This window comes from Microbacterium sp. SA156, from assembly GCF_049065455.1.
In the GTDB taxonomy this organism is placed as follows: Bacteria; Actinomycetota; Actinomycetes; order Actinomycetales; family Microbacteriaceae; genus Microbacterium; species Microbacterium barkeri.
Map to the genome: position 1 here is coordinate 474,726 of NZ_JBAKGU010000001.1, position 21,092 is coordinate 495,817.

Consider the following 21,092-nt stretch of genomic DNA (forward strand, 5'->3'; position numbering starts at 1 on the left):
GTTTCGGCGCCCGGGGCTAGTCTCGACGAACGCTGGAGATCGTGTCCGCGGCACCGTCTAGGGTTGATCCCCGTGCTGAGTCCGTCCTATCCGCAGAGAGCTCCCTGGGGGACGGCGGGCAAGCTGCGCGCGTGGCAGCAGGAGGCGCTCGACATCTACTTCGCGCAGCCCGACCGCCGTGACTTCCTCGTCGCCGCCACCCCGGGCGCCGGCAAGACGACCTTCGCGCTGACCCTCGCGAACGAGCTGCGCCATCGCGGCGAGGTCGATCGGATCATCGTCGTGTGCCCGACCGAGCACCTCAAGACGCAGTGGGCCGACGCCGCGGCGCGCGTGAGCATCCGCCTCGATCCCGAGTTCAAGAACAGCCACTGGCAGCCGGCGCGCCACTATCACGGGGTCGTCGTGACCTATGCGCAGGTCGCGATGAAGCCCGAGGTGCATCGCGAGCTCACGAAGAGCGCGCGCACGCTCGTCATCCTCGACGAGGTGCATCACGGCGGTGACGCCCTCAGCTGGGGCGACGGCATCCGCGAGGCGTACACGCCCGCGGTCCGGCGCCTCTCCCTCAGCGGAACGCCGTTCCGCAGCGATGAGGCGCCCATCCCGTTCGTCGAGTACGCGCCCGACGCGCAGGGCCTGCGCACCTCGATCACCGACTACAGCTACGGATACGGCCGCGCGCTCGCCGACGGCGTCGTGCGCCCCGTGCTCTTCCACGTCTACTCGGGCCACATGACCTGGCGCACGAAGGCCGGAGACGAGCTCGAGGCGCACCTGGGCCAGGACAACACGAAGGACATCACGTCGCAGGCGTGGCGGACGGCGCTCGATCCGAACGGCGACTGGATGCCCGCTGTCCTGCGCTCCGCGGACAAGCGGCTCACCGAGATCCGGCACCACGTGCCCGATGCCGGCGGCCTCGTCATCGCCACCGACCAGACGAACGCCCGCGCGTACGCGAAGATCCTGCATGAGATCACGGGCCAGCGCCCGACGGTCGTGCTCTCCGACGAGGCCGAGGCATCGAGCCGCATCGAGCAGTTCTCCGCGAACACCACGCGCTGGATGGTCGCGGTCCGGATGGTGTCGGAGGGCGTCGACGTGCCGCGGCTCGCGGTCGGGGTCTACGCGACGTCGTCGTCGACCCCGCTGTTCTTCGCGCAGGCGATCGGGCGCTTCGTGCGCGCTCGCCGCAGGGGAGAGGCGGCGAGCGTCTTCCTGCCGAACATCCCCGTGCTCATGGCCCTCGCGACCGAGATGGAGCGGCAGCGCGACCACGTCCTCGATCGCGGCGAGAAGGACGAGGACGGGCTCGACGACGCGCTGCTCGAGGCGGCGGAGCGCGGCGACAAGGCGTCCGACGCGCTCACGCAGGAGTTCGAGTTCCAGTCGCTCGGCTCCGTCGCGCACTTCGACAGCGTCGTGTTCGAGGGGCAGCAGTTCGGGCAGCTCGCGGAACCGGGAACCGACGAGGAGCTCGAGTTCATCGGGCTGCCCGGCCTGCTCGAGCCCGAGCACGTGCACGAGCTGCTCATGCAGCGGCAGAGCCGCCAGTCGAAGCACCGGGAGGCGCGCGAGGCGCGCACGCAGTCGACGGGGGAGGAGACGACCCTCCCCGCTCCGCTGCACCGCACCCTCAAGGAGCAGCGCCAGCTGCTGAACAGCCTCGTGGGCGTCTACGCGCGCCAGTCGGGCGAGCCGCATGGCGCGATCCACGCCTGGCTCCGGAAGACGTGCGGGGGTCCGGCCGTCGCGCAGGCGACCGTCGCGCAGCTGCAGAAGCGCATCGACACGCTCCGCCGGCGCGTGCACAGCTGAGGCTCGTTCGGCGCTCCGAAATGCTGTCAATCCGCGTCCTGACGCGGTGACGCGGCGAGCCGCGAACTAGCGTGGAGACATCCCCCCTCACCTCTCCACGAAGGAGCCCGACGTTGGCCGCGCCCTCCGACCATCCGCTCGCCCCGACCCCCGCAGACCGCCGCAGGTGGGCGCAGTACCTCGTCGACGAGCGCGCGGAGGCCGCCGTCTACGAGCAGCTCGCGCGGCGGCGCTCGGGCGAGGAGAGGGAGATCCTCCTCGCCCTCGCGGAGGCCGAGGGGCGCCATGAGGCGCACTGGGTCGAGCTGCTGGGCGGCGAGCCGGCGAAGCTGCCGTCCGCGAGCGTGCGCACGCGCCTGCTCGGGTGGATGGCCGGGCGCTTCGGCTCGGTGTTCGTCCTCGCTCTCGCGCAGAACGCCGAGGCGCGCTCGCCCTACGACAGCGAGCCGTCGGCGACCGCGGCGATGCGCGCCGACGAGAAGATCCACCACGAGGTCGTGCGCGGCCTCGCCGCGAAGGGGCGCCGTCGGCTGTCCGGCACGTTCCGCGCGGCCGTCTTCGGCGCCAACGACGGGCTCGTCAGCAACTTCGCCCTGGTCCTCGGGATCGGGGCGGCAGGGGTCGCCCCCGAGTTCGTGCTGCTGAGCGGCATCGCGGGCCTCCTCGCGGGGGCGCTCTCGATGGGCGCCGGCGAGTTCGTGTCGGTCCGCTCGCAGCGCGAGCTGCTCGAGTCGACGGAGCCGAGCGGCTACGCCGACGGAGGGCTGCCCGATCTCGACCTCGAGGCGAACGAGCTCGCGCTCGTCTACCGGGCGCGCGGCCTCGGCGAGCAGGAGGCGCTCGAGCGCGCGCGCACCGTCATCGAGGATGCGAAGCGCGGCAGCATGCCCGCTCGCGCGCGGCACGGCGACGCCCACGAGGTCGTCGGCGGCGCGTGGCGCGCCGCGCTCTCGAGCTTCCTCTTCTTCGCGTCGGGCGCGATCGTCCCGGTCCTGCCGTGGCTGCTCGGGCTCGGCGGACTGCCCGCGGTGCTGCTCGCCCTCGTGCTCGTCGGGATCGCGCTCATGCTGACCGGTGCGACGGTCGGCCTGCTGTCCGGGGGATCGCCGCTGCGGCGCGGCCTGCGGCAGCTCGGCATCGGCTTCGGGGCGGCCGCCGTGACGTATCTGCTCGGTCTCCTGTTCGGCGTGTCGCTCGGGTGACGCGCCCGGGGTGCGCCCCGGTTCGTCGGGGTCCCGGAGGGGTGGTAATGTTGTCTCTCGGTTCGGGAAACGGAGTGAGAAGCTCCGGAGAACGGATCACACCCAATGCGCGGGTGGCGGAATAGGTAGACGCGCTAGCTTGAGGTGCTAGTGCCCGTATTAGGGCGTGGGGGTTCAAGTCCCCCCTCGCGCACAGCGGAAGGCCCCGGTCGAGCGACCGGGGCCTTCGCCGTTTCCGGGTAGCGTGGAGCGCATGCCCGAAGCCGAGATCCCCGAAGTCGCCCGCATCGCCGCCGATCTCATCCGGATCGACACGACGAACTTCGGCGGCGGCGACGCGAGGGGCGAGCGCGAGGCGGCCGAGTACGTGGGCAGCTACCTCGAAGGCCTCGGCCTCGAGACCGCGTACCACGAGCCGATCCCGCGCCGCACGAACGTCTGCGCGCGCGTGCGGGGGCGCAATCCCGACAAGCCGGCGCTCGTGCTGCACGGGCACCTCGACGTCGTGCCGGCGATGGCCGACGACTGGTCGGTCGATCCGTTCGCGGGCGAGATCCGCGACGGCATGCTCTGGGGTCGCGGCGCGGTCGACATGAAGAACATGGACGCGATGATCCTCACGTCGGTCGCCGAGCTGCTGCGCGCGGGGGAGCAGCCCGAGCGCGACCTCGTGCTCGCGTTCTTCGCCGACGAGGAGAACGGCGGCGTCGAGGGGTCCCAGCTCGTCGTGCGCGACCGCCCCGAGTGGTTCGACGGCGCCACGGAGGCGATCAGCGAGGTCGGCGGGTACTCGATCCCCGTGGGCGACCGCAGCGCCTATCTCCTGCAGGTCGGCGAGAAGGCCCTCATGTGGGTCACGCTGGTCGCCCGCGGACGCGCGGGGCACGGCAGCAGGTTCCACCCCGAGAACGCCGTCACGCGGCTCGCCGAGGCCGTCGCGGCCCTCGGTGCGCGCACCTGGCCGGTCGAGCTCACCGAGACGACCCGCCGCCTGCTCGAGGGGATCGGGGAGATCACGGGCGACCCCACGCGCGACCCCGACGCGCTCGCTGCGCACACGGGCCCGGCCGAGGCCTTCGTGAAGTCGACGTTCCGCACGGTCGCCAACCCCACGGGGCTCACCGCCGGGTACAAGCACAACGTGATCCCCGACGCGGCCTCCGCGACCGTGGACATCCGCGTCCTCCCCGGATCGGAGGACGCCGTCCTCGCGGAGGTCCAGCGCATCGTCGGCCCCGACATCGAGATCCGGATGTTCCTGCGCGACATCGGCATGGAGATCCCGTTCGAGGGCCCGCTCGTCGAGGCCATGGTCGGCGCCCTCGGGCGGCACGATCCCGGCGTCCCCGTGCTGCCGTACCTGCTCGGCGCGGGCACGGACAACAAGGCGCTCTCGACGATCGGCATCGCCGGCTACGGCTTCGCCCCGCTGCGGCTGCCGCGCGACCTCGACTTCACGGGGATGTTCCACGGGGTCGACGAGCGCGTCCCGGTCGACGCCCTGGAGTTCGGCCAGCGGGTGCTGACCGACCTCATCCGTACGTACTAGCCGCGCTCCCCGGTCATCCGGGAGTCTGACGCGATCATCAGCAGCCGTCGCCTAAAGTCGTGACGTCGCGCGCTCCGCCGCGGCATCGCGAGAGAAAGACCCCATGTCGTTCATCGAAGCCATCATCCTCGGGCTCGTGCAGGGCCTGACCGAGTTCCTCCCGATCTCCTCGAGCGCGCACATCCGCGTCGTCGGCGAGTTCCTGCCGTCTGCATCGGACCCGGGAGCGACCTTCACCGCGATCACCCAGATCGGCACCGAGCTCGCGGTGCTCGTGTACTTCTGGAAGAAGATCGTCCACATCGTGAAGCAGTGGGCTCTGTCCCTGTCCGGACGCGTGCCGCGCAACGACCCGGACGCGCGGATGGGATGGCTCGTCATCATCGGCACGCTCCCGATCGGCGTGCTCGGCTTCCTCTTCCAGGACGTCATCCGCGATGTCTTCCGCAACCTCTGGCTCGTCGCGACCGTCCTCATCGTCTTCGGCATCATCCTCGGTCTCGCCGACCGCTACGGGCGTCGCGAGCGCGACATGGCGCACATCACCTATCCGCACGGGCTCACGCTCGGCGTCGCGCAGGCGCTCGCGCTCATCCCCGGCGTGTCGCGTTCGGGGGCCACGACGACCGCCGCTCGCGCGCTCGGCTACAACCGCACGGCGGCCGCCGAGTTCTCCTTCCTGCTCGCCGTCCCCGCGGTCTTCGGCAGCGGCCTCTACGAGCTCATGCACGCGCTCACCGAGCCCGGCGAGCAGGGCTACGGGATGGCCGAGACGCTCGTCGCGACAGTGATCGCGTTCGTCGTGGGCTGGATCGTCATCGCGTACCTCATGCGGTACCTCAAGCGCGGCAGCTTCCTGCCGTTCGTGCTGTACCGCGTGGGCCTCGGCCTCGTGCTGTTCGCCCTGCTCGCGACCGGCGTCCTCACCGCGTACTGATCGGGAAGGGGCGCCCAGGTGCGGCGCCCCTTCCGCTCAGCGGCGGCCGTCGCGTCCGTCGCGCGGGTCGTCGCGGTGGAGGTACCGCTCGAACGCCTTCGCGATCGCGTCGCCCGATGCGTCGGGCGAGTCCACGGTGTCGCGCGTCTGCTCGAGCTGGCGGATGTACTCGCTCATCTCCTCGTCGTCCGCGGCCGCCGCGTCGATCGTGGCCTCCCACGCGGCGGCGTCGGTCGCGAGGGTCCCCTTGGGGACGATCGCGCCCGTGAGCTCCTCGAGTCGCGTGAGCAGTGCGAGCGTCGCCTTGGGCGACGGCGTCGCGCCCGCGACGTAGTGCGGCACGCTCGCCCACAGCGACAGCGTCGGGATGCCCGCGCGCTCGGCGGCGTCGCCGAGCACGGTCAGGATGCCGACCGGCCCCTCGTACGTCGAGCGCTCGAGGCCCAGCTGCGCCCGGACCTCGGCGTTCTCGCTGCTTGCGAACACCGAGATCGGCCGCGTGTGCGGCACATCCGACATCATCGATCCGAGCGTCACGAGGCCCGTGATGCCCTCCGTGAGCGCGCGGTCGACGAACTCGCTCGCGAACGAGCGCCACGCGCGGGCCGGCTCGCTTCCCGTGATCGTCCAGAACCACACGTCGCCGGTGCCCTGCTCGGGGCGGTGCAGCGTCGCCTCGGGCCAGCGGAGGCTGCGGCCGCCCTCCCCGTCGGACTCGATCTGCGGCCGCGTGTACTGGTAGTCGAAGTAGAGCTCGGGGTCGACCGAGAACGCGGGTCTGAGGTCGGCCTCCTCGCGCAGCTGCCGCACGGCTCCCGTGGCGGCTTCTCCGGCGTCGTTCCAGCCGTCGAAGGCGGCGACGATGATCCTGCGTCCGAGTGTCTGCACCGGGTTCCCTCCTCCCGCAGCGCGGGTGTCCGTCCAGGTTAGTCCCGGATGCCGCCCCAGTAGGCTGAACCGGTGACAGTGAAGCAGCCCCACGCCGTGCTCTGGGACATGGATGGCACCCTCATCGACTCCGAGCCGTACTGGATGGCCGCGGAGACGCCGCTCGTGGAGAGCTTCGGCGGCACCTGGGACCACGAGCAGGCTCTGCAGCTCGTGGGCCTCGGCCTGCACGACGCCGCGCGCGTCCTGCAGGGAGCGGGCGTGCGGATGGAGGTCGACGCGATCGTCGAGCACCTCACCGACGACGTGCTGCGCCAGATGGGCGAGCTCGGCGTCCCGTTCCGCCCTGGCGCGCAGGAGCTCCTGCGCGAGCTGCGCGCGGCCGGCGTGAAGACCGCGCTCGTCACGATGTCGATGCACCGCATGGCGGCCGCGATCGTCGAGCTGCTCGAGTTCGACGCCTTCGACCTCGTGCTCGGCGGAGACGACGTGCCGATGCCGAAGCCGCACCCCGACCCGTACCTGCGCGCCGCCGAGCTGCTCGACGTCGACATCGCGCACACGGTCGCGATCGAGGACTCGCCCAACGGCCTGCGCGCCGCCGTCTCGTCGGGCGCCGTGTCGCTCGGCGTGCCGCACTTCGTCGGTCTCGACGGCGTCGGCGCGCACGAGCTGTGGCCGACCCTCGAGGGCCGCGGCATCGCCGACATCACCGCGCTGTACAGCGCCCACCGCTCCTGACCCCCATCTCCCGGAGGACACCCATGACCGCGCCTCGCGGCCCCTTCCGCTTCGGCGACCGTGTGCAGCTCACCGGCCCGAAGGGCAAGATGCACACCATCACGCTCCGCGAACGCGGCGAGCTCCACACCCATCACGGCGTGCTCCGGCACGAGCAGCTCGTCGGCCAGCCCGACGGCTCGGTCGTGGAGAACTCGAGCGGACACGAGTACCTCGCGCTGCGGCCCCTGCTCCGCGACTTCGTGATGTCGATGCCGCGCGGCGCCGCGATCGTCTACCCCAAGGACGCGGCGGCGATCGTCGCGCAGGCCGACATCTTCCCCGGCGCGGTCGTCGTCGAGGCCGGCGTCGGCTCGGGAGCGCTGTCGCTGTCGCTGCTGCGGGCCGTGGGAGCGTCCGGGCGGCTCATCTCGTTCGAGCGGCGCATGGAGTTCGCCGAGGTCGCGATGGCGAACGTCGAGACCTTCTTCGGCGAGCGCCCTGCGCACTGGTCGGTCGTCGAGGGCGATCTCGCCGAGGCGCTCCCCGGCGCGGTCGAGCCGGGCGGCGTCGACCGCGTCGTGCTCGACATGCTCGCACCGTGGGAGGTGCTCGAGCCGGTCGCCGACGCGCTCGCTCCCGGTGGCGTCGTCATCTGCTACGTCGCGACCGCGACGCAGCTGTCGCGCGTGGCCGAGTTCCTGCGCGGGCTGGGCTGCTTCACGGAGCCGGAGGCGAGCGAGACGATGGTGCGCGGATGGCACGTCGACGGGCTCGCGGTGCGACCGGATCACCGCATGGTCGCGCACACGGGCTTCCTCATCACGGCGCGCCGCCTCGCCCCGGGCGTCGTGCCCCCCGAGGTGAAGCGCAGGGCGTCGAAGAAGAGCTACACCGACGAGGACCTCGAGATCTGGACCCCCGGCGCCGTCGGGGACCGCGACATCACCGACAAGAACCTCCGCAAGCGCGTGCGCGAGGCGCAGCGCGCGGCGGAGGGCGCTCGCCTCGCGGCCGGTGCGGTGTCGGGGGAGGGCGAGCAGGGTGCTTAGACTGATGCCCGTGCGCAAGACCCCCGCTCTCCTCTCCGTCGCCGCCCTGACCACGCTCGCCCTGGCCGGCTGCAGCCCCGTCGGAGGATCCGGCGCATCGTCGTGCGACCGTGCAGAGGGCGCCGACCCGACGCTTCCCGACCTCGTCCAGGTCGACGGAGCACTCGACGAGGCGCCGCAGGTCGACATGCGGTCGCCGTTCCACGTCGACGAGACGGCGTATGCCGACGTCGAGGTGGGCGACGGCCCCGCCATCGCGACGATGGACCAGGCCGGTGTGCTCGACATGACCCTCTACGACGGCACGACCGGCGAGATGATCATCGGCACGTCGTACTCGGGCGACCTCTCGAGCGTCGGCGCCCTGTCGCAGTGGACCACGCAGTTCCCGGGCCTCGAGGACGCGCTCGAATGCGCGACCGAGGGCTCGCGCGTGATCGCCGCGCTCGCCGAGGACGACGTGGCCCCCGAGGCGCGGCAGACGTACGCCCAGGCGGGCTTCCCGCAGGAGGGATCGATCGTCGCGGTGGTCGACGTGCGCAAGGTCTACCCGGCAGCCGCCTCGGGGACGCTCCAGTACAACGACGGGTTCGGCCTGCCGAGCGTCGTGCGCGATCCCGACGGACGCCCGGGCATCGTCGTCCCCGACGCGCCCGCGCCCGAGGACCTCGTCGTCCAGACGCTCATCAAGGGCGACGGCGAGAAGCTGACCGCCGACGACACGCCGCTCGTGCACTACACGGGCGTCCTGTGGGACGAGAAGACGGTCTTCGACTCGTCGTGGGAGAACGGATCGCCCGTCCCCTTCCCGCTCGACGGCGTCATCGAGGGCTTCACGAAGGGCCTCGTGGGCCAGACGATCGGCTCGCAGGTCATGATCGTCGTGCCCCCGGAGCTCGGATACGGCGACGAGGGCCAGGGCACGATCCCCGGCGGCGCGACGCTCGTGTTCGTCGTGGACATCCTCGGCGTGCAGGACGCGCCCACCCCGTAGCGGGTGCGCCCCTCGCCCCGCGGGGATCCCTAGGATGGCTCTCGTGGCCGAGCGGATCCCAGCGGAAGAGCGACTGATGAATCTCGTGGTCGCCCTCGTGGCGACCGAGATCGGCCTCACGAAGCAGCAGATCCTCGACAGCGTGTCGGGGTACCGGCAGCGCGCTGGCGCGCGGTCCGACGCGCTCGACAAGATGTTCGAGCGCGACAAGGACGACCTCCGCGCGCTCGGGGTGCCCCTCGAGACCATCCCCTCGAGCACCGACCCGAACGACCTCCGCGACGCCCGGTACCGCATCCCGAAGTCGGAGTACCACCTCCCCGAGGACATCTCGTTCTCGCCGTCGGAGCTCGCCGTGCTGAGCCTCGCCGGCGAGGTGTGGAGCTCGGGATCGCTGTCGGCGGAGGCGCGCTCCGGGCTGCGGAAGATCCGCGCGCTCGGCATCGACGTGGATGAGCCGATCCTCGGCTTCGCGCCACGGCTCACGGCGCGCGAGCCGGCGTTCGCGCCGCTCCAGTCGGCCATCGAGGCATCGCGCGTCGTGACGTTCGCGTACCTGAAGCCGGGGGAGGAGCGCGCACGCCGTCGGCGGCTGGCACCCCTCGCGCTCGTCGAGTACGAGGGGCGCTGGCACGTCTACGGCCGCGACCTCGACGCGGACGCGGACCGGACGTTCCTCCTCAGCCGCATCACGGGCGACGTCGAGACGACGGCGGAGACCTTCGACCGATCCGCACGCGAGGGAGCGGGGGAGCGCGCCCTGTCCGGGCTCGAGGAGGTCGCGGCGAGGCAGCGCGCGCTCGTCGAGGTGACGCCGGGCAGCGAGGGCGCCCTCCGCCTGCTGCGCCGCGCGGAGCCCGCCGTGCAGGGCTACCGCGTCCCCTACGTCGACCGTCACATCTTCGCCGACGAGCTCGCCTCGTACGGTCCCGAGGTGCGCGTCGTGGAGCCAGCGGACCTGCGCGAGGCCGTCATCGAGCGCCTGCGCACGGTCGCCGCGCTGCACGAGGGGGAGGCCCGATGACCGTCCAGCGACCGAACCTCCTCGCGAGCGACCAGGTCCGCATCCTCCTGACGCTCGTGCCGTTCCTCTTCGAGCGCGGCGAGGTGTCCGTCGACGACGCGGCGGCCGAGTTCGACGTGACGCCGGCGCAGATGCGCCGGCTCGTGCGGCGCCTGCCGCTGATCGGACTCCCCGGCGAGGACGGCTGGTACCAGATGCCGAACGAGATGTTCGACATCGACTGGGACCTCCTCGAGGAGCACGACGTCATCCTCATCAAGGAGAAGGTCGCGCTCGACCGCGCGCCGCGGCTCACCGCGCGCGAGGCCGCCGCGCTGCTCGCGGGTCTGCAGCTCGCTCGCGGCATCCCCGGCGTCGCCGACACCGAGGTGTACGCCCGCCTCGTCGAGAAGCTCGCGCGCGGTGCGTCGGGAGCACCCGCCGAGCTCGTCGTCGCGCCCGAGCCGGTCGACGAGGTGCGATCGCTCGTCTCGCGTGCGCTCACGGCGCGGGTCGCGCTGTCGTTCACCTACCGCGCACCCGATGCCGGGCCGACGACGCGCACCGTCGACCCCATGAGCGTCCTCATCACGAACGGGCAGTGGTACCTCCAGGGGTGGTGCCACCTGCGGCGCGCGGTGCGGACGTTCCATCTCGACCGGGTGAGCGAGGCGCGCCTGACCGACATCCCGATCGAGCATCGGGACGAGCGCGCGGGGGAGGCGGGCTTCGGGCAGGTCGACGGCGATCAGATCGCGGTCGTGAGGTACCCCGCGGATGCCGCTGCGCTCCTCGGCGACTACCTCAGGCACGCCGAGGTCTCCGAGGAGGGCGGCACGGCGACCGCCCGCATCCGCATCGCCGACGCGCAGACGCTGCGCCGACTCGCCGCCCGGCTCGGCGGGCGGCTCGAGATCGTGTCGCCGCCGCAGGCGCGCCGCGCGGCGGCCGAGTGGGCTCGCGCGGGGCTCGCGCTGTACGGAGTCGGCTGAGCGTCCGCGAGGAAAACAGTTTCCGATCGCCGGGCCGACCTCGGCGCGACGGGTCGACGGGCTAGAATCGCCTCGAACCCAGACTTCCGATCGATGGAGACCCCTCATGCTCGGCAATCTCAACGGCTGGCACCTGCTCATCCTGCTGGCCGTCATCCTCCTCCTCTTCGGCGCGGCACGTCTCCCTGCCCTCGCCAAGAGCGTCGGCCAGTCGGCGCGCGTCTTCAAGGGCGAGATGAAGCAGATGAAGGAGGAGAGCGGGGAGGACGACACGAAGAAGGCGGCCGAGCCGGGGTACACGCTGAACGGCGAGACCGTCGAGCGGCCGAAGGCGGATGGCTCCGCCGGCAGCACGCCGCAGAGCTAGCCGCGCATGGCGACGACCGACACGGAGGTCGCCATGCCGGAGGACGGGCCGTACCGCGACCGCAAGATGACCCTCGCGGCGCATCTGCTCGAGCTGCGCAAGCGGCTCATGATCGCGGCCGCCGCGCTCGTCGTCGGCATGGTGGTGGCCTTCCTCATCACCGATCCCGTCATCCACCTCCTCACGCAGCCGATCGCGCTGGTCGCCGAGAGGCGGGGAGACGACTTCGCGCAGCTGAACTTCGACTCCGTCACGGCGGGGTTCGACATGCGCATGCGCATCGCGTTCGCGCTCGGTCTGCTCATGTCGGCGCCGGTCTGGCTATGGCAGATCTGGGCGTTCATCATGCCGGGCCTCACGCGCAAGGAGGTCCGCTACACGGTCGGCTTCATGGCCACGGCGATCCCGCTCTTCTTCGCGGGCTGCTACGTGGGCCTCGTCATCATGCCCCACATCATCGAGCTGATGGCGTCGTTCGTGCCCGAGGCGGGTGCGCAGTTCTACAAGTACGACTACTACTACGACTTCGTCTTCAAGCTCCTGCTCGTCCTGGGCGTCGCGTTCGTGAGCCCCGTGTTCCTCGTGGCCCTCAACCTCGCGGGCATCATCACGGGCAAGGCCATCCTCAAGGGATGGCGGGTGGCGGTGGTCGTGGCGACCGCGTTCGCCGCGATCTCGACGCCCGCGGCCGACATCACGTCCATGCTCCTGCTCGCGGGCATCCTCATCGTCCTGTACGTGCTCGCGGGGCTCCTGTCGATGCTGTTCGACCGGCGCAAGCGCAAGCGCCATCCGGAGATGTTCGTCGACCCCGAGGTGTGAACGGCGCCGGCCGCATGCGCGCGCGATAGTCTTCGAGCATGAGCGGCCTGAGCCCATCCGAAAGCTACGCCGCAGCCCGCGAGAGCCGCCGGCACCCGATCACGACGGCCTTCGCCGAGGCGCAGCGCTTCGAGCTCGACCCGTTCCAGGTGGCGGGCTGCCAGGCGCTCGAAGACGGGCGCAGCGTGCTGGTCGCCGCGCCCACGGGCGCGGGCAAGACCATCGTCGGCGAGTTCGCCGTGCACCTCGCGATGCGGACGCCGGGAGAGAAGGCCTTCTACACGACGCCCATGAAGGCGCTGTCGAACCAGAAGTTCCGCGAGCTGCAGCAGGTCTACGGCGAGGACGAGGTCGGCCTGCTCACGGGCGACACGAACATCAACGCGCACGCGCGCGTGGTCGTGATGACGACCGAGGTGCTCCGCAACATGATCTACGCCGGCTCCTCGGCGCTGCGCGGGCTCCGCTACGTCGTGATGGACGAGGTGCACTACCTCGCCGACCGGTTCCGCGGCGCGGTGTGGGAGGAGGTCATCATCCACCTCCCGCAGGGCGTGCGGCTCGTCTCCCTCAGCGCGACCGTGTCGAACGCGGAGGAGTTCGGCGACTGGCTCGACACCGTGCGCGGCGACACCGAGGTCATCGTGTCCGAGACGCGGCCCGTTCCGCTCGAGCAGCACGTCCTCGTGCGCGGCGACCTCCTGCCGCTGTTCGACGAGAGGGCGGGTGCCGCGGCCGCGCAGGTCAACCAGGAGCTCATGCGGGTGCGCTCGTCGTTCGCGCAGCGCCATCGGGCCAACGAGGACTTCTTCGACAAGCGGCGCCGCGGTCGGCGGCCGTCGTACCGGCGGCCGGGGCCTGCCGGGCGCATGGAGCGGATCGACCGGCCGCAGGTGATCGAGCTGCTCGGGCGCCAGAACCTGCTCCCGGCGATCTTCTTCATCTTCAGCCGGATGGGCTGCGACCAGGCGGTGCAGCAGGTGCGCCGATCGGGTGTGCGGCTCACGACGCAGGACGAGCGCGCCGAGATCCGGCGCATCGTGGACAAGCGGATGGCCAGCCTGCCCGACGAGGACCTCGGTGTCCTCGGGTTCTGGGAGTGGCGCGAGGATCTCGAGCGCGGGGTCGCGGCGCACCACGCGGGACTCCTGCCGGCTTTCAAGGAGGTCGTCGAGGAGCTCTTCCAGCGCAAGCTCGTGAAGGCCGTCTTCGCGACGGAGACGCTCGCGCTCGGCATCAACATGCCCGCGCGCACGGTCGTGCTCGAGAAGCTCGAGAAGTTCAACGGCGAGGCCCGCGTGCCGATCACATCGGGGGAGTACACCCAGCTGACGGGCAGGGCGGGCCGCCGCGGGATCGATGTGGAGGGCCACGCGGTCGTGCAGTGGACCGACGGACTCGACCCGCAGGCGGTGGCGTCGCTCGCATCGCGCCGCACGTATCCGCTCAACTCGAGCTTCCGCCCCACGTACAACATGGCGGTCAACCTCATCGACCAGTTCGGCAAGGAGCGCGCACGGGAGATCCTGGAGTCGTCCTTCGCCCAGTTCCAGGCCGACCGCGCCGTGGTGGGCCTCGCACGGCAGGTCAAGGAGGCCGAGGAGTCCCTCGCCGGATACGAGAAGGCCATGGCGTGCGATCGCGGCGACTTCGCCGAGTACGCGGGGATCCGGCGCGAGCTCAGCGACCTCGAGAAGGCCGACCGCAAGGACGTGAGCGCGTCGCGCGCTCGGCGTCAGCAGCGCCTGGACCGCATCCAGAGTCTGCGCAAGCGCATGCAGCGGCACCCCTGCCACCAGTGCCCCGACCGGGAGAAGCACGCGCGCTGGGGCGAGCGGTTCTGGCGACTGCGCCGTGACGTCACGAAGCTGCGTCGTCAGATCGAGGGGCGCACGGGGAGCGTCGCGCGCCAGTTCGACCGCATCCTCGACGTGCTCGCGGAGCTCGAGTACGTCGAGCCGGGAGAGGCCGGCCTCGCGCTGACCGCCGCCGGCCGGAGGATGCGGCGGATCTACGGCGAGCGCGACCTGCTCGTGGCGGAGTCGCTCCGGCAGGGGCTCTGGAGCCGGCTCGACGCCGCGGGTCTCGCGTCCCTCGCCTGTGCGCTCGTCTACGAGCCGCGGCGCGACGAGGCGCCCGAGGCGCACGGCCTGCCACGGGGAGCCTTCCGGGAGGCGCTCGCCGCGACCGAGGAGCTCTGGAGCCGACTCGACGACCTCGAGCGCGATCACGGGCTGCCGGGATCGAACCCGCCCGCGACCGCGCTCGCTACCGCCATGCACATGTGGGCGCGCGGCCAGGCCCTCGATCGGGTGCTGACGGCCGCCGACATGGCGGCAGGCGACTTCGTGCGCTGGGCCAAGCAGACGATCGACCTGCTCGACCAGCTGTCGATCGTGGCGGAGGGCGATCTCGCGCGCACTGCGCGGACCGCGCTCGACGCCGTGCGACGGGGCATCGTGGCCTACAGCTCCGTGTGAGCGCGGCCCGCGCCTCGTCCAGGCAGTCGCCGAGGCGCGGGCAATAGGCTGTCGCCTATGCCCGAACGCCCCCTGCTGCCGCTGTGGGCGGCGGCCGTCGCGGCGGCCGCGGGCGGGCTCGCCCTCGACGCCGCCTTCCCCGCGGTCGGGATCTGGCCGCTCGCGTTCCCCGCCGTCGCCCTGTCGCTCGCGTCCCTCGTCGGACGCCGCATCGCCTCGGCGCTGCTCGTGGGCTTCGTCTTCGCGCTCGCGTTCTACCTGCCGCACGTCTCGTGGGCCGCGGGGTTCCTCGGCGACAACCCGTTCGCCTGGGTGCCGTGGGTCGCGCTCGCCGTCGTGGAGGCCGCGCTCATGGCGATCGGCGCCATCCCGCTCGCCCTCGCCTACCGGTGGCTCCCGCGCGCGTCGCGCGCCGGGGCCGTCCGCCTCGTCGTGCTGCCCGTCGCCGTCGCCATGCTGTGGACGTGGCGCGAGGCGACCCTCGGCTCGTGGCCGTACGGAGGATTCGCGTGGGGGCGCGTCGGCATGAGCCAGTCCGAGAGCCCGCTCGCGCCGCTGTCGTCGTGGATCGGCGTGAGCGGGATCACCTTCGTCATCGTCCTCGTGTGCGCCCTCGCGATCGAGGCCGTGCGGATGGCGCGCTCGGCTGATCGCACGGGCCGGCGCGTGCTGGCCCTCGTCGCGCCCGCTGCGCTGCTCGCCGTGCTCATGCTCGTCCCGCCGTTCCCGACCGCGCCCGCGGGGGAGATCTCGGTCGGGGCCGTGCAGGGGAACGGCCCGGCCGCCTATCTCGACGCACGCGAGCCGTATGACGTGCTGAACGCGCAGATCACGGCGTCGGAGCCGCTGCGGGACGCCGATGTCGACGTCGTGCTGTGGCCCGAGGGCGGCGTCGACAGCGACCCCCTCTACAACGAGACCACCGCGCTCTATCTCGACACCGTCGTGGGCGCGCTCGACGCGCCGCTGCTCATGAACGCCGCGTCCGCCCGCGGGGGAGATCCCACCTCGGGCGACGACCCGATCTACAACACCTCGATGCTGTGGACCGAGGATGGCGCGACGCAGCTGCACTCCAAGCGCCATCCGGTGCCGTTCGGGGAGTACGTGCCCGACCGACCGCTCTTCGAGGCCCTCGCCCCCGACCTCATCGGGCTCATCCAGCGGGAGTACACCCCCGGTGACGACTCGCCGGTGTTCGACGTCGACGGCGTGGGCATCGGCCTCGCGATCTGCTTCGACGTGATCTCGGACTCCCTCATCGCGGAGGGCATCGCCGACGGCGCCGAGGTGTTCATGTTCCAGACGAACAACGCCGACTTCCGGGGGACCGACGAGAATCTGCAGCAGCTCGCGTTCGCGCGCATGCGCGCGATCGAGACGGGCCGGAGCGTCGTGAACCTGTCGACGACCGGCACGAGCCAGATCATCGCGGCCGACGGCTCGGTGGTCGACGCGCTGCCGATCGACGAGGCGGGGGCGATGATCGCCGATGTCGAGCTGCGCGAGGGCACGACGGCCGGCGTCGTCGTGGGGCCGTGGGTGCAGGGCGCCATGGCGTTCGGGCTCGTCCTCGTCGCCGCGGCCGGGCTCCTGGCCCGCCGTCGCCGACGTGCCTAGGATCGGGACATGAGCTTCGACGACGACCCCGAGAAGAAGTACTGGTACAACCTGCGCACGGGCGAGGTGGAGTTCGGCCTCGTCTCGCCGGCCGTCGACCGGGCAGGCCCGTTCGACACCGCCGAGGAGGCAGCGAAGGCTCCCGAGGTGCTCGAAGCGCGCTCGCGCGCATGGGCCGAGGAGGACGCGCGCGAGGACGACTGGTCGGCGCGTCGAGACGGCTCGGCGGACCAGTAGTCTGAGAACGCGCCGCGCGAGCGGACGTCAGGTCGCAGAGAGGATCCGATGGACAAGCAGAGGGACTTCGTGCTCCGCACGATCGAGGAGCGCGGCGTCAAGTTCGTGCGCCTGTGGTTCACCGATGTGCTCGGCACCCTGAAGTCGGTGGCGATCGCGCCGGCCGAGGTGGAGGGCGCCTTCCGGGAGGGCATCGGCTTCGACGGCTCCGCGATCGAGGGCCTGACCCGCTCGTACGAGTCGGATCTCCTCGCGTTCCCGGATCCGTCGACGTTCCAGATCCTGCCGTGGCGCGGCGAGGTCGACCCGACGGCGCGCATGTTCTGCGACATCACGACGCCCGACGGCCAGCCCGCTCCCGCTGAGCCGCGCAACGTCCTGAAGCGCACGCTCGCGAAGGCGGCCGATGCGGGCTTCACGTTCTACACGCACCCGGAGATCGAGTTCTACCTCCTCAAGTCGAGCAGCTTCGGCGCCGAGGGCCCCGAGCCCGTCGACCGGGCCGGCTACTTCGACAACGTGCCCGGCGGCACGGCGCACGACTTCCGCCGCCGTGCGGTGCGCATGCTCGAGGACCTCGGGATCTCGGTCGAGTACAGCCACCACGAGGTCGGCCCCGGGCAGAACGAGATCGACCTGCGCTACGCCGACGCGCTGACGATGGCGGACAACATCATGACCTTCCGCACGGTCGTCAAGGAGGTCGCGATCGAGGAGGGCGTGCACGCGACCTTCATGCCCAAGCCGCTCGCGGGCGAGCCGGGCAGCGGCATGCACACCCACATGTCGCTCTTCGAGGGCGACGTGAACGCGTTCTTCGAGGAGGGCGCGCAGTACCAGCTCTCCCGGGTCGGGCGACAGTTCATCGCGGGTCTCATGCGCCACGCGAACGAGATCGCTCTCGTCACGAACCAGTTCGTCAACTCGTACAAGCGCCTGTGGGGCGGGGACGAGGCGCCGAGCTACGTCACGTGGGGGCACAACAACCGGTCGGCGCTCATCCGCGTGCCGCTCTACAAGCCCGGCAAGGGCGGCTCGGCGCGCGTCGAGTACCGCGCGATCGACTCCGCGGCGAACCCGTACCTCGCGTACTCGCTCATGCTCGCCGCGGGCCTCAAGGGCATCCAGGAGGAGTACGAGCTCGCTCCCGAGGCCGAGGACAACGTGGGCGCGCTCTCGAGTGCCGAGCGCCGAGCCCTCGGGTACCAGTCGCTCCCGACGAGCATGTACGACGCGATCAAGCTCATGGAGGACAGCGAGCTCGTCGCGGAGACGCTCGGCGAGCAGGTGTTCCGCTACGTGCTCGCGAACAAGCGCCGCGAGTACGACGCGTACCGCGCGCAGGTGACGCAGTACGAGCTGAAGTCGACGCTCGACGTCATCTGACGCCGGGCGCATCGCGATGACGACGGGCAGCCGCGCCACCGGTCTGACCGGGCTCGCGCGGATGGGGTTCAGCCGTCTCGAGCGCGCCGACGCGGAGATCTCGGAGCTGTCGCAGCTCGCGGGTCTGCCGCGTGAGGCGCTGCTCGAGCACGCGGGCGGCGCAGCCGATCCGGACGAGGCACTGGACGGCCTCCTCCGGATCGCCCGTCGAGCACCCGAGGAGGTCGCCGCCACTCTCGCGGATCCGCACGGCAGGGCCGTCGCGTGGCGTCTGCTCGGGGCGTCCCGCGGCTTCGCCGACTTCTACCTGCGACGGCCCGGGTCGTTCCCGGCGCTCGTCGACGCGGGCGACGTGCTCCCGGACGATGCCGCGCTGCGCGGCGCCCTGCTCGGCGCGGTCGGCGCGGAGGACGGCTTCGCCGCGACCGCCGACGAGTCGGCGTGGGTGGCGCTGCGCGTCGCCTACCGCGAGCAGCTCGCGCGCATCGCGGCCTACGACCTGCTCTCCGACGACCCGGTCGACGCCGTGAGGGACGTCTCGGCGGCGCTCGCCGACGCCGCGGGCGCCGCTCTCGAGGCGTCTCTCGCGGTCGCACGTGCGCGCGCGGCGACGGGCGCGGCCGGGGCAGGCCTCTTCCCGCGCGGCGAGGTCGCGCAGACGCGCCTGGCCGTGATCGGGATGGGGAAGGCGGGGGCGCGCGAGCTCAACTACGTCTCCGACGTCGACGTCATCTTCGTCGGGGGAGTCGCCGACGACGCCGAGATCACGGAGGCGCGGGCCCTCGACATCGCGCACCGCCTCGCGGTCCAGACGATGCGCGGGATCTCGGAGATGGAGGTCGAGCCCCCGCTGTGGGAGGTCGACGCGAATCTCCGCCCCGAGGGCAAGCAGGGCGCGCTCGTGCGCAGCCTCGCCTCGCACCTCGCCTACTACGACCGATGGGCGCACTCGTGGGAGTTCCAGGCCCTCCTCAAGGCGCGGCCGCTCGCGGGAGACCGCGACCTGGGCGCCGCGTACGTCGCGGGGACGCAGCCCAAGGTCTGGGCGAGCGCGGGGCGGGAGAACTTCGTCGACAGCGTGCAGGGGATGCGCGAACGCGTCATGGAGCACATCCCGCCCGCTGACGTCCCCTACCAGCTGAAGCTCGGCCCCGGCGGCATCCGGGACGTCGAGTTCACGGTCCAGCTCATCCAGCTCGTCCACGGAGTCGCCGACACGACGATCCGCATCGCGGGAACGCTCGACGCGCTCGACGCGCTGGTCGCCGAGGGGTACATCGGGCGACAGGACGCCGCGACGTTCGCGCGCGACTACCGCATGCTCCGGCTGCTCGAGCACCGCCTCCAGCTGATCGGCCTCACGCGCACGCACCTCATGCCGCGCACGGACGAGGGCCTGCGCGTGCTCGCGCGCGCGAGCGGACTCGCCGACACGGGGGAGGGGGTCCAGCGCCTCTGGGAGCGCATCAAGCGCGAGGTGCGCGACGTGCACGTGCGCCTGTTCTACCGCCCGTTGCTGTCCGCGGTCGCGGCGCTCCCCGAGGATCAGCGCAGCCTCACGGCCGACGAGGCGCACGCCCGCCTCGCCGCGATCGGCCTCCGCGACCCGGGCGGCGCGCTGCGGCACATCCGCGCGCTCACCTCGGGTCTCAGCCGGAAGGCGACCATCCAGCGCCACCTCATGCCGGTCATGCTCCGCTGGTTCGCGGACGGCGTCGACCCCGACCACGGCCTCGTCTCGTACCGGCGCATCAGCGAGCGCCTCGGTGACACCCCGTGGTTCCTGCGCATGCTCCGCGACTCGACGGGCGCCGCCGAGGGGCTCACGAAGATGCTGTCGGGGTCGCGGTACATCGGCGATCTCATGGAGTGGATCCCCGAGTCGGTCGCGTGGCTCGACGATCAGGAGCGGCTGCGCCCGCGAGCCGGCGACGTCCTGCGGGCGGAGGCGCGCGCCATCCAGGACCGTCATGCGGGGCTCGAGGAGGCGATGGCCGCCGTGCGCGCCCTCCGCCGCCGCGAGATGCTGCGAACCGCCATGGGCGCGGTGCTCGGCGCGATCACGATCGAGGAGCTGGGCGACGCGCTGACCACCATCACGGAGGTCACGATCCAGGCGACGCTGCGCGCCGTGCGGCGGGACGTCGTGCCGCCGGAGGACGACTCGCTCGACTTCGCGATCATCGGGATGGGCCGCTTCGGCGGAGCCGAGCTCGGGTTCGGGTCGGACGCCGACGTGCTCTACGTGTACCGGCCCGAGCAGGTCGATCCCACGCGCGCACACGACCTCGCCGCGCGGATCGTGTCGGAGCTGCGTCGCGTGTCGGAGGACTTCCGGCTGCCGCTCGATCTCGACGCGGAGCTGCGCCCCGAGGGCAGAAGCGGCCCCATCGTGCGCTCGCTCGACGCGTACGCCGAGTACTACCGGCGGTGGTCGCTCTCGTGGGAGGCGCAGGCGCTGCTCCGGGCGCGCGGCGTGGCCGGCTCGGCGAAGCTCATCGGCGACTTCATGGCGATGGCCGACGAGATCCGCTACCCCGAGCGCATCGACCTCGCCTCGACGCGGGAGATCAAGCGGATCAAGGCTCGCGTCGAGAACGAGCGCATGCCGCAGCGGATCGACCGCACCCGGCACCTCAAGCTCGGTCCGGGCGGTCTGAGCGACGTCGAGTGGCTCGTCCAGCTGCTGCAGCTCGAGCACGGCCACGCGCGCCCCGAGCTGCGGACGACGTCCACGATCGCGGGGCTCACGGCGGCCAGGGAGGCAGGCCTCGTGTCGGAGGCCGACGCCGAGCAGCTGGCGGCAGCGTGGCGGCTCGCCGCCCGCCTGCGCTCCGCGAACACGCTGTACTCCGGCAACACGAGCGACGTGCTGCCGACGGACCGTCGCGCGCTCGACGGCATCGGGCGCATCCTCGAGTACCCGCCGTACTCGGCGAACGACGTCGAGGAGGACTGGCTGCGCGCGTCGCGACGGTCGCGGAAGGTGTTCGAGCGCCTCTTCTACGGCGATCCCGCCTAG

17 protein-coding genes and 1 tRNA gene are annotated in these 21,092 nt (G+C 71.8%); 17 read left to right on the plus strand and 1 reads right to left on the minus strand.

The window, feature by feature from the left end; translation table 11 throughout:
• Positions 1-63: 63 nt before the first annotated feature.
• From ACOWU6_RS02065 to ACOWU6_RS02085, 5 genes are all read left to right on the plus strand, one after another.
• The gene (locus ACOWU6_RS02065) at positions 64-1,821 is read left to right on the plus strand and encodes a DEAD/DEAH box helicase (protein WP_374727734.1); all 1,758 of its coding nucleotides are present in this window, start codon (positions 64-66) and stop codon (positions 1,819-1,821) included.
• 113 nt (positions 1,822-1,934) lie between these two features.
• The gene (locus ACOWU6_RS02070) at positions 1,935-3,023 is read left to right on the plus strand and encodes a VIT1/CCC1 family protein (RefSeq protein WP_324014546.1); all 1,089 of its coding nucleotides are present in this window, start codon (positions 1,935-1,937) and stop codon (positions 3,021-3,023) included.
• A gap of 107 nt (positions 3,024-3,130) precedes the next feature.
• A tRNA-Leu gene (locus tag ACOWU6_RS02075) sits at positions 3,131-3,216 on the plus strand.
• A gap of 60 nt (positions 3,217-3,276) precedes the next feature.
• Positions 3,277-4,572: a M20/M25/M40 family metallo-hydrolase gene (locus ACOWU6_RS02080; RefSeq protein WP_421074532.1), complete on the plus strand. Its 1,296-nt coding sequence runs from the start codon at positions 3,277-3,279 to the stop codon at positions 4,570-4,572.
• A 103-nt stretch (positions 4,573-4,675) separates the two neighbouring features.
• Positions 4,676-5,509: an undecaprenyl-diphosphate phosphatase gene (locus ACOWU6_RS02085; RefSeq protein WP_271172112.1), complete on the plus strand. Its 834-nt coding sequence runs from the start codon at positions 4,676-4,678 to the stop codon at positions 5,507-5,509.
• 36 nt (positions 5,510-5,545) lie between these two features.
• Here the strand turns inward: ACOWU6_RS02085 and ACOWU6_RS02090 are convergent, their stop codons facing one another.
• Positions 5,546-6,397 (minus strand): PAC2 family protein, encoded by an 852-nt coding sequence (locus tag ACOWU6_RS02090; protein ID WP_271172111.1) that lies wholly within the window; start codon positions 6,395-6,397, stop codon positions 5,546-5,548.
• Between the two features lie 72 nt (positions 6,398-6,469).
• On the opposite strand from ACOWU6_RS02090, the gene ACOWU6_RS02095 reads away from it, so the two are divergent.
• The 12 genes from ACOWU6_RS02095 (at position 6,470) to ACOWU6_RS02150 (ending at position 21,092) form a co-directional block, all read left to right on the plus strand.
• Entirely contained in the window at positions 6,470-7,138 is a 669-nt protein-coding gene (locus ACOWU6_RS02095) for an HAD family hydrolase (RefSeq protein ID WP_282977978.1), read from the plus strand.
• 23 nt (positions 7,139-7,161) lie between these two features.
• Positions 7,162-8,169: a tRNA (adenine-N1)-methyltransferase gene (locus ACOWU6_RS02100; RefSeq protein WP_421074533.1), complete on the plus strand. Its 1,008-nt coding sequence runs from the start codon at positions 7,162-7,164 to the stop codon at positions 8,167-8,169.
• A gap of 10 nt (positions 8,170-8,179) precedes the next feature.
• Positions 8,180-9,163: an FKBP-type peptidyl-prolyl cis-trans isomerase gene (locus ACOWU6_RS02105; RefSeq protein ID WP_421074534.1), complete on the plus strand. Its 984-nt coding sequence runs from the start codon at positions 8,180-8,182 to the stop codon at positions 9,161-9,163.
• Positions 9,164-9,197: 34 nt separating this feature from the next.
• On the plus strand, positions 9,198-10,187 hold the full coding sequence (locus ACOWU6_RS02110; protein ID WP_421074535.1) for a helix-turn-helix transcriptional regulator: 990 nt from the start codon (positions 9,198-9,200) through the stop codon (positions 10,185-10,187).
• The gene (locus ACOWU6_RS02115) at positions 10,184-11,158 is read left to right on the plus strand and encodes a helix-turn-helix transcriptional regulator (RefSeq protein ID WP_421074536.1); all 975 of its coding nucleotides are present in this window, start codon (positions 10,184-10,186) and stop codon (positions 11,156-11,158) included. Before ACOWU6_RS02110 ends, ACOWU6_RS02115 begins: the two co-directional genes overlap by 4 nt.
• Positions 11,159-11,264: 106 nt before the next feature.
• A complete protein-coding gene (gene tatA / locus ACOWU6_RS02120) occupies positions 11,265-11,525 on the plus strand; it encodes a Sec-independent protein translocase subunit TatA (RefSeq protein WP_271172106.1) in 261 nt (86 codons plus the stop codon).
• Between the two features lie 6 nt (positions 11,526-11,531).
• On the plus strand, positions 11,532-12,347 hold the full coding sequence (gene tatC / locus ACOWU6_RS02125) for a twin-arginine translocase subunit TatC (RefSeq protein ID WP_271172105.1): 816 nt from the start codon (positions 11,532-11,534) through the stop codon (positions 12,345-12,347).
• A gap of 38 nt (positions 12,348-12,385) precedes the next feature.
• Positions 12,386-14,827 (plus strand): DEAD/DEAH box helicase, encoded by a 2,442-nt coding sequence (locus ACOWU6_RS02130; RefSeq protein ID WP_421074537.1) that lies wholly within the window; start codon positions 12,386-12,388, stop codon positions 14,825-14,827.
• A gap of 57 nt (positions 14,828-14,884) precedes the next feature.
• Positions 14,885-16,447 carry an apolipoprotein N-acyltransferase gene (gene lnt, locus ACOWU6_RS02135; protein WP_421074538.1) on the plus strand — a complete coding sequence of 521 codons (1,563 nt, stop codon included), beginning with the start codon at positions 14,885-14,887 and terminating at the stop codon, positions 16,445-16,447.
• Positions 16,448-16,456: 9 nt separating this feature from the next.
• Positions 16,457-16,684 carry an SPOR domain-containing protein gene (locus ACOWU6_RS02140; RefSeq protein ID WP_271172102.1) on the plus strand — a complete coding sequence of 76 codons (228 nt, stop codon included), beginning with the start codon at positions 16,457-16,459 and terminating at the stop codon, positions 16,682-16,684.
• Positions 16,685-16,732: 48 nt separating this feature from the next.
• Positions 16,733-18,070 (plus strand): glutamine synthetase family protein, encoded by a 1,338-nt coding sequence (locus ACOWU6_RS02145; RefSeq protein ID WP_271172101.1) that lies wholly within the window; start codon positions 16,733-16,735, stop codon positions 18,068-18,070.
• Between the two features lie 16 nt (positions 18,071-18,086).
• Positions 18,087-21,092 carry a bifunctional [glutamine synthetase] adenylyltransferase/[glutamine synthetase]-adenylyl-L-tyrosine phosphorylase gene (locus ACOWU6_RS02150; protein WP_421074539.1) on the plus strand — a complete coding sequence of 1,002 codons (3,006 nt, stop codon included), beginning with the start codon at positions 18,087-18,089 and terminating at the stop codon, positions 21,090-21,092.